This is a genomic window from Shewanella sp. 5_MG-2023 (assembly GCF_030547465.1).
Taxonomy (GTDB): Bacteria; Pseudomonadota; Gammaproteobacteria; order Enterobacterales; family Shewanellaceae; genus Shewanella.
In genome coordinates this window covers 60,499-74,840 of sequence record NZ_JAUORC010000005.1, presented here as the reverse complement: position 1 = coordinate 74,840, position 14,342 = coordinate 60,499, and the positions used below count along the sequence as shown (strand labels likewise).

11 protein-coding genes are annotated in these 14,342 nt (G+C 43.2%); 2 read left to right on the top strand and 9 right to left on the bottom strand.

The features are described 5' to 3' along the window. Positions 1-253: 253 nt before the first annotated feature. The 9 genes from putP to Q4557_RS03925 all read right to left on the bottom strand — a co-directional run bounded on the left by putP (position 254) and on the right by Q4557_RS03925 (position 10,294). Positions 254-1,705 carry a sodium/proline symporter PutP gene (putP, locus tag Q4557_RS03965; protein WP_102475696.1) on the bottom strand — a complete coding sequence of 484 codons (1,452 nt, stop codon included), beginning with the start codon at positions 1,703-1,705 and terminating at the stop codon, positions 254-256. Positions 1,706-1,866: 161 nt separating this feature from the next. Next, positions 1,867-2,571, bottom strand: coding sequence for a DUF3379 domain-containing protein (locus Q4557_RS03960; protein ID WP_303410830.1), 705 nt, complete (start codon positions 2,569-2,571; stop codon positions 1,867-1,869). Further along, positions 2,564-3,127 carry a sigma-70 family RNA polymerase sigma factor gene (locus Q4557_RS03955; protein ID WP_102437495.1) on the bottom strand — a complete coding sequence of 188 codons (564 nt, stop codon included), beginning with the start codon at positions 3,125-3,127 and terminating at the stop codon, positions 2,564-2,566. The genes Q4557_RS03960 and Q4557_RS03955 overlap by 8 nt, the downstream gene beginning before the upstream one ends. A 96-nt stretch (positions 3,128-3,223) precedes the next feature. Then, positions 3,224-4,846, bottom strand: a complete 1,623-nt coding sequence (locus Q4557_RS03950) for a BatD family protein (RefSeq protein ID WP_102520699.1) — start codon at positions 4,844-4,846, stop codon at positions 3,224-3,226. Then, positions 4,840-6,828 (bottom strand): VWA domain-containing protein, encoded by a 1,989-nt coding sequence (locus Q4557_RS03945; RefSeq protein ID WP_303410825.1) that lies wholly within the window; start codon positions 6,826-6,828, stop codon positions 4,840-4,842. Before Q4557_RS03945 ends, Q4557_RS03950 begins: the two co-directional genes overlap by 7 nt. After that, positions 6,828-7,832 carry a VWA domain-containing protein gene (locus Q4557_RS03940; RefSeq protein ID WP_102475692.1) on the bottom strand — a complete coding sequence of 335 codons (1,005 nt, stop codon included), beginning with the start codon at positions 7,830-7,832 and terminating at the stop codon, positions 6,828-6,830. Before Q4557_RS03940 ends, Q4557_RS03945 begins: the two co-directional genes overlap by 1 nt. Then, complete coding sequence (locus tag Q4557_RS03935; protein WP_303410822.1) at positions 7,820-8,371, bottom strand: DUF4381 domain-containing protein; 552 nt, start codon at positions 8,369-8,371, stop codon at positions 7,820-7,822. Before Q4557_RS03935 ends, Q4557_RS03940 begins: the two co-directional genes overlap by 13 nt. Continuing rightward, positions 8,372-9,319: a DUF58 domain-containing protein gene (locus tag Q4557_RS03930; protein ID WP_241904013.1), complete on the bottom strand. Its 948-nt coding sequence runs from the start codon at positions 9,317-9,319 to the stop codon at positions 8,372-8,374. Positions 9,320-9,337: 18 nt separating this feature from the next. After that, positions 9,338-10,294: a MoxR family ATPase gene (locus Q4557_RS03925; protein ID WP_102437486.1), complete on the bottom strand. Its 957-nt coding sequence runs from the start codon at positions 10,292-10,294 to the stop codon at positions 9,338-9,340. Between the two features lie 400 nt (positions 10,295-10,694). Here Q4557_RS03925 and fadI point away from each other — a divergent pair, with 400 nt between their 5' ends. Both fadI and fadJ read left to right on the top strand, forming a co-directional pair. Next, entirely contained in the window at positions 10,695-12,005 is a 1,311-nt protein-coding gene (gene fadI, locus Q4557_RS03920) for an acetyl-CoA C-acyltransferase FadI (protein WP_076537168.1), read from the top strand. Between the two features lie 5 nt (positions 12,006-12,010). Next, complete coding sequence (gene fadJ / locus Q4557_RS03915; RefSeq protein ID WP_303410820.1) at positions 12,011-14,131, top strand: fatty acid oxidation complex subunit alpha FadJ; 2,121 nt, start codon at positions 12,011-12,013, stop codon at positions 14,129-14,131. The last annotated feature ends 211 nt before the right edge of the window (positions 14,132-14,342 follow it).

Genomic DNA, 14,342 nt, shown 5'->3' with positions numbered 1-14,342 from the left:
GCTGTTAAATATAATTGTGAGAAGGTCTTACAAACCTTTGTGGGAGTTAACGCTGTAATTTCAGTGGTTTGAGTTTGATTTTATAATGATAACTTTGTTAGGTTGCTGTAATTAAGAATTGTGACTAGGGCTGCTTTTTAGCTAACACCTGTACGCTGAGTTTAGAATCTTTACTCTAGAAATGAGCCAGCCGACTAATTGTTGTTAACGAAAAAGTCGGCAGGTGTTTACTAAGGGTTAACCTTGTAAAGCACTAAAGTGACTGGCGAAAGACCTTGAATGAGGCCACCGTCTCTGTGCTTGCAGGAAATAGCTTACTGACTAAGATACCTGCCAATGAGGCGAGCAAAAATCCAGGGACTATTTCGTACAAGTCAAAAATACCACCAGAGAGTTGTTTCCAGACCACCACGGTCACCGCACCGACAACAATTGTTGCTACAGCGCCGTTGCGACTATATTGCTGCCAAAATAGTGATAGTAATACCACAGGGCCAAATGCTGCGCCAAAGCCTGCCCATGCGTAGCTCACTAACCCTAGGACACTGCTTTCAGGATTAAGTGCAATGACTGCGGCCACAATAGCAATGGCGATAACCCCCAAACGGCCCACGAGCATTAACTCTTTATTACTCGCATCGGGTTTAATCCATTTGCGATAAAAGTCTTCAGTTATTACGCTTGAACAAACCAAAAGCTGTGAATCAATGGTGCTCATGATCGCGGATAAAATTGCTGCAATTAACAAGCCGCCAACCCATGGATTAAACGCAGCATGGGCAAGGTGAATAAATACAGTTTCAGGGTTATCTAGGGGAGTGTCGGCAAAATACAAGGTACCAGCGATACCCGTTGCCAATGCACCAATCAGAGAAATACCCATCCAGCTCATAGCAATGCGACGAGATAACTTAATGTCTTTAGCGCTGCCAATGGCCATAAAGCGAGATAGAATATGTGGCTGGCCAAAATAGCCTAAACCCCAAGCCAGTAATGACACTAAGCCGATGACTGTGGTGTTTTCACTGACAAACGACAGCATGGCAGGGTCAAGTTGCTGCAGGTTTTCTTGAGTCTCAGGTTGGCTGAAGATGGCAACAGGTACAATAAGTAAGGCCACTAACATTAAACAGCCTTGGAAAAAGTCAGTCCAACTGACGGCAAAGAAACCGCCTACAAAAGTGTAAGAAACGATGATTACTGAACCTATAATGAGTGCTAAGGTGTAATCAAGGCCAAATACTTTTTCAAATAATATTGCGCCGCCTACCATACCTGATGAGGTATAAAAGGTGAAAAAGACTAAGATGGTGACCGCAGCAACCATTTTTAATACGCCTTGGTTATCATGAAAGCGATTTTCAAAAAAGTCAGGTAATGTCAGCGAGTTGTCAGCCAGTTCAGTGTAAATACGTAAACGTTTGGCGACAAAAAGCCAGTTGAGCCAGGCACCAAATATCAGTCCAAAACCAATCCAAGCTTCACCTAAGCCGCCTAAATACACTGCACCAGGTAAGCCAAGTAATAACCAACCTGACATATCTGATGCACCAACACTTAAGGCGGTGACAGCAGGGCCCATTTTTCGGCCACCCAGAATATAGTCGTCAACGGTATCTGTTTTACGATAAGCCCAGTAGCCAATCCCCATCATTAACGCGAGGTAGCCGATAAAAGTGATTAGAATGGGGGTTTCTATGGTCATGATACTTCCGTATTTTTATTATTGTGGCGCATATGCTAGCAGATGTATGAGCCAGTGCACAATTTGGGAAGTAAATTTGATGTGATAACAAGCACTCAATAAGTTTACATTGACTGCTTATTATCTAATTGATAGGAGATGGTTACAGGTTGTGACTATAACTAGATAAAGGTTTGCTCTATTTCAGATTTAACAAACTGTAAATCAGTATCTTGCTCTGCAACTAACATCATGAATGCCCCAGCTGTTTGAAAGCCCAAGCCCTGATAGTGTTGATCTGCAAAAGTTTCTTCGGTGACCATTCTATTTTCAGCCGGGACAATAAAGAGGGTGACTTTACCGTCTTTACCTTCCATCACTAAGTGCAAGCTTTTAACTCCTTGAAAGTCACAATAGGAGGTATAAAACACTTTTCCGGGCTGTTGAATGAATTTGGCGTTTTCTAAACCGCCAATACCAGCCAGTTTAAAATTAACATCTTCAAAGCCAACATTTTGATCAACCAGCATTGATTTGGGTTCATGGTATACATGAGCGAGCGCATGCTCAGCTAAGTCAACGGGGGCAAATTTTAACATGCTAAAACTTAAACCGATGACTAATGCCACGGAGGCAGCCATAGCCATTAAATAACGAGTATGCTTTTTTTGCTCCTGATGTTTATTCAGTTGCTGACGTAATAATAATTTATCTGCTAAATCATTAGGCACATCAATATTAAGCGCATGGGTAAGCTTACTGTCTAATATTTTTAATTCACTGACTAACTTTGCATCAGACTCAGACGCAGCAATTTGTGCCAAGAAATCTTCATCTTGGCTGTTGGGGTCGTCATAGGCATGGCGACGAAATTGTAGATCATCCATTTGATTGACCTCTAACTTCAGGAGACTCTAAAGCGTCTTTTAATTGATTACGGGCACGAAATAATCGCGTCATGACGGTGTTTCTATTAAGTTCAAGCAACTCTGCAATTTCTTCACCACTAAAACCGCCAATGAGTTGCAGCAGTAATGGCTCTCGATATTCAATCTCTAATAAGCCGATCTGTTTACGTAGCCAATATTGCTCTGTTTGCTCTTCGGTAGTGGAAGACTTTTGGTCTTCAAGCAACTCTTGCTCTACATCACTGTAGTCAAACTGCTTACGTTCAAATCGACGGGCATTCTCTCGGCGCAAGATAGTGATCAGCCATGCTTTAGCGGCTTTGTCATCTTTTAAAGAGTCAAGCGCACGCCATGCACGTAAAAAGGTTTCTTGGGTGACGTCTTCAGCAACATGTTTATCGCCGATGAGCCAATAGGCATATCGGAAGATATCTGCGTGAAGTGCCCGGACGAGGCTGTCGTATCGTCGCTGTTTAGTTAACATGTCAGATATGACCGTGGGTTCGGACTTTTTATTTCGCAAGCTATCAAACATTTTTATCTTTTTGTTAAAAATATTATGTTCGATAGCTTAAAAGGTTACTGATGAATAGCAAGTATAATTATGCTTGCTATTCAATCAGTTTATTCGTTAAGGGTTTAACGAACTCAGCGCAGATGGGGAGTTTACTGCAGAATTATGACTGTAACTCTCAATGGCTTTTAATAAAGCCGCTTTATCAACAAATGTTGAAGATTGGCTGTATTTAGCCTGCTGTAATTGATGAGTTGCTTGAGCTAGCGCAGTTGATAACTGGCTAATATCAGCCAAGTTCATTGGTTTGTTTAGTAATGTAGAAAAATGCTGCTGCAGTAATGTAATGACTTGAGATACATCATTTTTATCACAGGCGAGGCTGATGTCTTTGATGCTCACTCGAGCAGAGGAGGACTGAACATCAACATTTTCAGAGGTAACTGTTAGCGACTTTTGCTTACGGGCGTTTAACCACAGGGCGATTGTGATAAGCCATAATGCGGCAAATAGCAGTGTTAACCAAGGCCAAAAACCAGGGTTATTGCTGGGCTGTGTAACCTCAGGTGTAATTGGCGTTGGTGCTTGTTCTGGATTAGCCGCAATGGTCACTGTTCTTGCTGGAATGGTGGTAAACTGCTGCTGGCGTAGCTGCGAGTTCCACCACGGAATTGTAATTTCAGGAAGGGTAAATGTTCCAGCTTTGGTTGGCACGATAGCCGTGGTAAGGCTGTACTGGGCCACTACATGGTTTTCTCTAAGTACAGTTTGTCTAACTGGTTTTTCTGGATATGATTTCAGCGCACTTGGCATAGCTAATTCAATGTCAGGCAGGCTATTACTGTCAGCATTAGATGCGATGATATTAATGGTGCGGGTGATTGGGCTACCCACTTCAAATTCACTGCTGTCTTCAGGCCACACTTCTTTAGCGATTAATAAATCACTGACGAGCCAATCACCTTGATAGCTGTCAGGTATGGGTTTAATTATGATTTCAGTATCTTCAGCAGCAGCTTGCATCGGACGGCTTTCATTAAAGCCAAACATGCCGCCACGTCGTGGTGCTTCAACTAAAATATCACCTGAAAAACTCGCACCTTTAATGGCGAGTTTACCTGGAGTATCGGCAATCATGGCATAGGTTCGCTCAATTACGCGAAAACGGCGGCCATTAACCACTTCAACACTGTCTTGATCTTCGCCAAGCTGCTTGATCTCAGCACCTGATATTTCTGGGGCGCTAATGACACCACGCTGTAATTCAGCAGCTAAAAATAGCTTAACTTTATAGGTAATTAATTGGCCCACATAAGCTTCTTGAGTGCTAACTTCGCCTTCCACAAACAAATTGCGCATTTGCTGAGGCTGGGAGCCAGCATCTAAAACCGTTAACTCGATGGGATTAGATTGAATACCTTCCATAGTAAAGGCAGGAATAGTCACAGTGCCGCTATTTTTAGCCGATAATAATACTTGCCAGCGGGTTTCTTTACTGGAGTTGAAGTTAACGATTTGCGTGCTTCGTCCTACGCTAGTGCGGCCGACAACAAAGTCTTTTAGCAATATTGAGGTGTCTAATGAGCCTGCATTAACATCATCATCTGCGGTGACGTTTAATACAAAATACTCACCTTGCATGACGGGGTTACGGTCCACCGTTGCTTGAATGTTAGTGACCGCGAGTGCTTGCCCTGTAAAAAGAATAGCGACTAGGGCTAAAATGATTCTGTTTACCACTGTTGTTTATCCTTAGGAAGTTGGCCGTTTTGACGACGCTTTTGATATTCCAATAGCATTTTGTTTCTAATTAATACTTGTGGATCTTCACTGACTGCGCGAAGTGCTCTTTCTAAATCTGCTGGCAGCGGCTCTTCAGATAAAGCCGATGAGGCCACTGGTGTGCCAGACTCAGATTCTGGCTGTTGTTCTGATGTTTCAGCAGCTTGAGCTTGTTGTTGAGTCTTGTCTTGTTGCTCAGCAGTTTCAGGCTCAGCTTGAGCTTGGTTAACTTGACTGTTAGCTTGCATTTCAGCTTCATTATTATCGGCTTGTTGCTCATTTTGTTGAGATGAAGCTGATGAACTTTCGTCAGCCTCATTGGGGCTGTCATCTTGTTGATAGTCACTAGATTGCTGATCCTGCTGAGAATCATTCGCAGATTGCTCTTCTTGTGACGGGTCATTTTGAGACTGCTGCTGTTGAGATTGCTCAGAGCTAGACTCATCACTTTGAGATTGATCTTGCTGTGATTGATCTCCTTGAGATTGATCATTTGATGACTGCTCATCATTTGACTTCTGGTCAGATGATTGGTTGTCATCACTTTGCTGATCCTGCTCCGACTGTTGCTCTTGTTGCTGCTTCATTTGCTCAGCCAAAGCGAGGTTTTTCTCGGCCTGAGGAAAATCTGCTTGTTGAGTTAATGCTTGCTTATAACGCTTTATCGCCTCATCAATTTTATTGAGCTGCAGTAAACTATTGGCTTGATTATATAAACCATTGGCAGAGTCATCTTGCTCAAAACCGCTTAAGGCATTTTCATAGTCACCAGCCTTATATTGGGCGCTAGCTTGCCATTGAGGCTGGTCAAATTGCTCGGCAGCTTTAGAATAGTCTTCTGCTGATTGAGCCTGATTAAATTGCTCTGAGGCTTGTTGATCGGCGGTTTGCCATAAATCATCCCAGCTATTAGCTGAAGCAGGAGTTGGCTGCATCAATAAGCCTAGCGTGAGGACACTCACCATAGGCAGTACTGTAAACCTAAAACTCAGCAGTACTGGAATAATCAACAGGAGGGCAATATAAGGGCCTAAATCTTGCCAAGCTTCACCTTCAAGTTCGGTGGCTTTTGCATTACCATCATTAGCAAGCCATGCTTCGAGTTGGCCCAGTGCTGCGCCGTCTGCCCGTGCTGGTAACATTAAACCGCCAGTGGGAGTAACCAATTTATCAAGCAATGAAAAGTCAGTTTTATCAACCACGATCTCACCGGCATTATCGCGCATGAGCTGACCATCTGGCAGCTGTATTGCTGCGCCTTGTTGGCTACCAAATGCCATCACCGATACTCGATATCGACTGCCATCCAGCGCTTTTGCTGCCTGCGCATATTGGGCTGCATTAACACCATCGGTCATCACAATAATATCACCGCTGATATGCCCGCCTTGACCTAATAACTGTTGGGCAAGGGTAAGGGCGGCGGCTAAATCTGAGCCTCTAACGGGCATAATGTCCGGGCTTAAGGTTGGGAGCAGATTTAATAGGGTAGAGCTATCACGGGTTAACGGACTAATAGTAAATGCATCTCCCGCAAAAGCGATTAACCCAGTTTCACCTTCTTTTAAATTGGTTAAAAAATCGGTGGTTCGATATTTGGCCTGGGATAGTCGATTAGGTTTTTGATCGGTTGCATACATGGATAAAGACATATCCATTACCAGTACACGCCCTTGCTCGCTAGCGAACACAGGTAGGCTTTGTTTATTCACGGCAGGGCCCGATATGGCCACAACCGCAATAAACCAACACAGCATTAATAACCATTTGGGTTGTTTTTTGATGTGTGCAGACTCACTGATCAGGGTGCTAGCAAGGTGAGGGGCAATATAGTGTTGCCATGCAGAGTTATTTTTACTCTGGCGCCACAAAAATAGTCCAATAATGGTTAATGGAATTAAGGCCAATAGCCATTCAAGGCGGATAAAATGCAAACTCATTATTTATCCTCCTTGTAAAAGGCTGAAGTCAGATTTTTAGGTAAATTCATTTGACTACGTAGACTAATACTTAAACTGATTAATAACGCTAACAACAATGGCCAGTAAAATAACTCGCTTTGGGGGCGGTAGGTTAATTGGTCGCGACTGACAGGCTCTAATTCATCAATTTTTTGATAAATTTCTTCTAGCTCTTCGCTATTACGGGCTCTAAAGTAATGACCATTGGTCATTTCTGCAAGCTGTTGTAATTGCGCTTCATCAAGATCTGCTGACGGGTTTACTTTTTCAGTACCGAAAATACTGCGTCTTTCCAGTATTTCAGCGCCAACACCGACGGTATAAATAGTGACATTGCGCTCTGCAGCGATGCGAGCTGCCACTTCAGGTTCTATGTTACCTGCGTTATTTGAACCATCGGTGAGTAAAATGAGCACTCGGTTACTGTCGTTAACGTTATCAAAGCGTCTCACCGCCAATGCAATTGATTCACCAATGGCGGTTTGTTTGCCCACTAGGCCAATTTGACTATCGGCGAGAAACTTTGCCACCGAGCGTCTATCTTGGGTCAGTGGCGCTTGTAAATAGGCGTGATCGGCAAATAAAATTAACCCAAGGCGATCGCCATTACGGCGTTCGATAAAGTCGCCAATCACATGTTTAATAAGGGTCAATCTATCAACCGTTTTGCCTTCAACAACCATGTCTTCAATTTGCATACTGCCGGATAAATCGACTGCCAGCATTAAGTCGCGCCCTTCAGATGGCAGCTCTATAGGCTCGCCTAACCATTGGGGCCTGACAAGTGCGCACAATAAACATGCCCACATTAACCAATACAATTTACGGGATGGTTTGTCAGCATGGCTTGATATGACCTGATCAGCATTGGCTATACCTGGAAGCTGCAGGTGACCGCCATTATTTTTTGAAACGCGCTTTGGTTTTAACAGCCAAGGTAATGGCAATAAAAGCAATAACCACGGCCATGCTATTGAGAACATGATGCCTCCAGTGGACTATTTGCTTGCGTATTTGCGCTGTTAGCGTTGCTTTTGATGGCATTAAGGGGCGCAAAGCGAGCTTTTTTAGTTAACCAAGACTTGGCTAACTTAAATAACTGCTGCTTTTCAGCTGCATTTAAGCCACAAGCTTGATAACGCTTGGCTAATAACAAGCCAATTTGGCCTTGCTCTGCTTGCGGTAACCTTAGCTCAAGCCATTTGAACCATTGGTCGCCATCAAGTTGTGCAAAATCCTGTCTGGGTAAATAACTCAAGGCAGTTCGTTTTAGTAAGCTATTAATCTGGCTTGGGTATTGACTGTCATTTATATCAAGTTGCTGTAGTTGCGCTAATGCGGCCTTTCTCGGGGCGTGATATTTGGCACGTTTTCGCAGCTTGATGAAAGTGATGACACCAGCCGCGATAATGATAATCGCCACTAGCCAATAACCGGGGGCAATGGGCAATTGTGATATTGGCTGCGGCAGCACGATATCTTCCATTTGCATTAATGCGGGATTGATTTGAGGAGCATTCATCTAACGTAATAGTTCCAATTGATCGCTAAGACTCTTACCTGCATCGATAAAGCGGGTTTGAACTTTGAGCATTTTCATTAATTCAATAAACTGTTGTTGACGAGCTAACTGTTCATTTAACCACACATCGTAGCTATGGCGAGTTAAGGTAAGTTGTTGCTTACCATCACGTACAGGCAGTGAAAATCGCTTTGGTAACGCTAAAGTGCCTTGTCGTAATGGGTCTGTAATAATAAAGGCACCCACATCACAATGGCGTTTAAGCTCGGTGAGTGCCGCTAAACATTCTTGGCTAAAGTGCTGGCCATCAGTAATTATCCATACCAGTGAGCCGGGTTTAGCGATGCGTTGCAATCGCTGGCAAGCCCGTAAAATATGCTGGGGATCTTGGGGTAATTCATCAAAGTGATTTAACTGGTTTTGATGCACTTTGATTAATGCTGATGTGAGCTGCAAAATACCTTGTCGGCGACTGCGGGGTTTTAACTCCACATGTTCGGTTTCACTGGCAATCAATGCCCCCAAACGGTCACCGTGGTTAATGGCGTTCCAGCCAAGTGTTGCTGCGACATGGGCGGCTTGCAGAGACTGTAAAAGCAAACTCGAGCCAAAAAATAAGCTATGACTTAGATCGACCAGCAAGATAATAGGGCGTTCACGTTCTTCAATAAATAATTTGGTGTGGGCCTTGCCAGTTCTGGCCGTAACGCGCCAGTCTATGGTGCGCACATCATCACCATTTTGATAATGTCGCACTTCGGCAAATTCCATTCCACGCCCTTTTATGAGGCTGCTTCTATGGCCTGCAAGGCTGGCTTTTGCGCGGCTACGTTTCTCAGGCATCGCACGGGCAATACTCTGGCAACTTATTAGCTCTTGCTCATTAAGGTTGACGCCATTACTAAATAGCGGCAACTCTTTTTCAATTGACATAGCGGTTACTGACATAGTGGCTATAACTCAACATTAAGGTACAGCCACTTGGCTTAAAATATGATTTATGACGTGATCTGCACTAATCCCTTCTGCCTGTGCCTGATAACTCAACAGTAGACGGTGGCGTAAAACATTAGGCGCCACAGCTTGAATATCTTCAGGTGAGACAAAATCGCGTTGATGTAACCAGGCTCTGGCTCGCGCGCAGCGCTCTAATGAAATTGAAGCGCGGGGACTCACGCCGTATTCAAGCCACTTGGCTAGTTCTGGGCTATAACGCTCTGGCTGACGAGTGGCCATAATAATTTCTACGATATAGCTTTCAAGGGGCTCAGCTAAGTACAGTTCCATCGCTTGTTCACGGGCAGAAAATACATCTGCTTGTACCACAGGCTCGATGGTCGGTAACTGATGAGTCAGTGCTTCGTTACGAGACTGACGCAAAATCTGACGCTCGGTATCGGCACTTGGGTAATCTAAATTTAAGTGCATTAAGAAGCGATCTAATTGCGCTTCAGGTAGCGGGTAAGTCCCTTCGTTTTCAAGTGGGTTTTGGGTTGCCATCACTAAAAAGAGTTTTGGCAGCGGGTAACTGTGTTTACCTACGGTCACTTGTCCTTCAGCCATGGCTTCAAGTAATGCGGATTGTACCTTCGCTGGAGCGCGGTTAATTTCATCGGCAAGGATTAAGTTATGGAAAATCGGCCCCGCTTCAAATTCAAAGGTACCCGTTTGAGCGCGATAGATATCGGTGCCGGTTAAGTCCGCTGGTAATAAATCAGGCGTGAACTGGATGCGATGAAAGTCGCCTTCAACGCCATCACATAATGCTTTTACTGCACGGGTTTTGGCTAAACCTGGAGGGCCTTCAACCAGTAAATGACCATCGGCAATAAGTGCGATGAGCATATTTTCAGTTAAAACCGGTTGTCCCAAAATGACATTATCTAAATAAGCGCGTAAAGAATGAAATCGACTCAAAGGCATGATGATACTCAAATTTATTGTCTAAAAAACGTTATCTAATTCACTCTATGTTAATGAATTTTATTGGCCTTTGGCTAGTAGCATTAACAGAATTTCATTTTTATTTATTCGTGGTGTTCATTAGCTGCAACTAAAGGTGCGTTAGCTAGCTTTAATCGATACTTAAATATATTAATAAAGCTAATGCTCTAAAGTTTAACCTTCTGTATTTAATATATAAATCACAATCGGGTTGTTAATTTTGTTGGAAATTGTCAGGTTATTTTCATACGGGTGTTTTAAACTTGCTAATTAAAAGTTAGAATCAGATCACACTTTTATGGTCAGACCAGATAACGCTGACAAAATGGATTTTCACTGAAAAGCCTATAAAGGCTAAACAATTAAAAGAGGGTGAACAATGAGTGATAGACAACAAGTAACCAATGCCCGCGGCGAGCGCATTGCAATTGTAGCGGGTTTACGAACGCCTTTTGCCAAACAAGCCACCGCATTTCATGGCGTTTCAGCTTTAGATATGGGCAAAATGGTGGTTAATGAATTGCTTTCTCGCTCAGAGTTAGACCCAAAAACCATTGAGCAATTAGTTTATGGTCAAGTTGTGCAAATGCCTGCTGCGCCAAATATTGCTCGTGAAATCGTATTAGGCACTGGCATGGATGTATCAACGGATGCTTACAGTGTCACTCGTGCTTGTGCGACAAGTTTTCAATCGGCAGTGAATGTGGCTGAGTCAATCATGACTGGTAATGTTGAAATTGGTATTGCTGGCGGCGCAGATTCATCTTCTGTTTTACCGATTGGCGTGTCAAAAAAGCTGGCTCATGCGCTAGTGGACTTAAATAAGGCCCGTACCTTTAAACAAAAATTTGCCATTGCACGTCGTTTGGGTTTAAAAGACTTAATGCCGGTACCGCCAGCGGTTGCAGAATATTCTACCGGTTTGTCAATGGGGCAAACGGCTGAGCAAATGGCTAAGACCTATTCAATTAGCCGCGCCGATCAAGATGCACTGGCTCATCGCTCACATACTCTGGCAACAGAAACTTGGAACTCAGGTAATTTACGCGATGAAGTGATGACGGCTCATGTGCCTCCTTATAAGCAGTTTATTGATCGTGATAACAACATTCGTGAAAACTCAGTTTTAGAGTCTTACGCTAAATTACGTCCAGCTTTTGATCGCAAACATGGTTCAGTTACCGCAGCCAACAGTACGCCGCTAACTGATGGCGCATCAGCAATTATCTTAATGAGTGAAGGCCGTGCCAAAGCATTAGGTTATCAGCCTATTGGTTACATTAAGAGCTATGCCTTTACTGCCATTGATGTTTGGCAAGATATGTTAATGGGGCCATCTTATGCTACGCCGCTAGCACTAAAGCGTGCTGGTATGCAGTTAGAAGATTTAACCTTAATTGAAATGCATGAAGCATTTGCAGCGCAAACCTTAGCCAACATGCAAATGTTTGGCTCTAAAAAGTTTGCTGCAGAAAAGTTAGGCCAAAATCGTGCGATTGGTGAAATCGATATGAGTAAATTTAACGTACTAGGTGGTTCATTAGCTTATGGGCATCCATTTGCGGCTACGGGTACGCGTTTGATCACTCAAGTATGTCGTGAACTTAAACGCCGTGGTGGTGGAACCGGTTTAGCCACAGCCTGCGCAGCAGGTGGTCTTGGCGCTGCAATGATAGTAGAAGTGGAGTAATTCTGATGGAAAAGACATTTAATTTACAACGCCGTGAAGACGGTATTGCGGTTTTGACTATGGATGTTCCTGGTGAAACCATGAACACCTTAAAAGCAGAATTTGGCCCAGAAATTAGTGACATTCTTACCGAGATAAAAACTGACGCTAGCATTAAAGGTTTAGTGATTATTTCAGGAAAATCTGACTCTTTTGTTGCTGGCGCTGACATCACCATGTTAGATGCCTGTACCAGTGTTGCTGCTGCCAAAGAACTATCACAACAAGGGCATGTGGTATTTAATGAATTAGAAAACCTCACTATACCGGTTGTTGCTGCTATTAACGGTGCCTGCTTAGGTGGTGGATTAGAGCTAGCGCTAGCGTGTCATTTGCGTGTGTGCAGCGACAGTAAGAAAACTATTATGGGTGTGCCTGAAGTTCAACTTGGGTTATTACCAGGTGGCGGGGGAACCCAACGTTTACCAAGAAAAGTCGGTATTACTACAGCGCTCGATATGATGCTAACAGGTAAGCAGCTGCGTCCGAAACAAGCACTGAAAATAGCCTTGGTTGATGACGTTGTTCCAGAGTCTATTTTGCTTGAGACTGCAGTTGCCATGGCAAAAAAAGGCAAGTCTGCTGCTAAAGTGGTTAAAAAGTCTGCTTTAAACAAGTTGCTTGAATCAACCAGTACGACTCGTGACATTATTTTTGATCAAGCCGCTAAACAAGTGATGAAGAAAACCCAGGGTAATTATCCAGCTCCTGCTAAAATCATTGATTGTGTTAAGCAGGGTATGAATAAAGGCATGATCAAAGGCTTAGAAGTTGAAGCAAGTCATTTTGCTGAACTTATTATGTCACCAGAGTCAGAAGCGCTTCGTAGTATATTCCTTGCAACCACAGAAATGAAAAAAGAAACCGGTGCAGAAGGGGGCAAACCTCGCAAAGTGAACAAGGCACTGGTTATTGGTGGTGGCTTAATGGGTGGCGGAATAGCCTCTGTGACGACAACCAAAGCTAAAATTCCTGCTCGTGTTAAAGATATCAATGAAACCGGCTTAAGTAATGCGTTGGCTTATGCTTATAAGTTGTTAGCCAAAGGCGTTAAGCGTCGTCATATGACTCCGGCAGTTAGAGATAATCTAATGGCGTTAATGACGACAACCACTGAATATAGCGGCGTAAAAGATGCTGATATCGTAGTAGAAGCAGTATTTGAAGATTTAGCATTAAAACATCAAATGGTGAAAGATGTAGAACGTGAATGTCATGAAAATACTATCTTTGCATCTAACACATCTTCATTACCAATCAGCCAAATTGCCGAAGCGGCCAGTCGACCTGAAAATGTGATTGGTCTGCATTATTTCTCGCCAGTTGAGAAAATGCCGTTAGTGGAAGTGATTGCGCACAAGAAAACCTCTCCAGAAACCATTGCTACGACAGTGGCCTTTGCTCGTAAGCAAGGTAAGACACCGATTGTTGTTCAAGACGGAGCCGGTTTTTATGTAAATCGTATTTTAGCCTTATACATGAATGAAGCTGCGCAAGTGCTTCTTGAAGGGCAAAAAATTGAATTTTTAGATAAAGCGTTAGTTAAGTTTGGTTTCCCTGTAGGACCTATTACTTTGCTAGACGAGGTAGGTATTGATGTTGGTGCTAAGATCGCGCCGATCTTAACTAAAGAACTGGGTGAGCGCTTTGAAGCTCCAAGTGCATTTGATAAGTTACTTGCAGATGACCGTAAAGGCCGTAAAAACGGCAAAGGTTTTTACCAATACGGCAACAAGAAAAACAAAGCTAAGCTAGTGGATGAAAGTGTATATCAAGTACTAGGCATTAATAATCAGTTAAGTGGTAGTGAAATCGATATTGCTATGCGTTGTGTTGTGCAGATGCTAAACGAAGCTGTTCGTTGTTTAGATGAAGGCATTATTGCCAATGCAAGAGACGGTGATATCGGTGCTATTTTTGGAATTGGTTTTCCGCCATTCTTAGGCGGTCCTTTCCGTTATATGGATACCATGGGGATCAATAATCTAGTGTCAAAATTACGTCAGTATCAGCAATTACATGGCGAAAGATTTGCCCCTTGTGAAAGATTAGTCAAAATGGCTGATGAGGGAGCGAGTTTTTATTAGTCTAAACTAAGACTTTAAGGATTACACACTTAACAAAGCGGCAACATGATGCCGCTTTTTCATTCTAAAGTGGCAGGGATTTGCCTGTTTTATGTACGCTGCGGAATATTTTGACTGTGGCTCAATTAAAAATCCCCATAGCTTTGAGTATTTGGCTTGGTTATAATGTGACCAAAGCTAGCATTGAACACAAAAACTTAATGCTACAAGC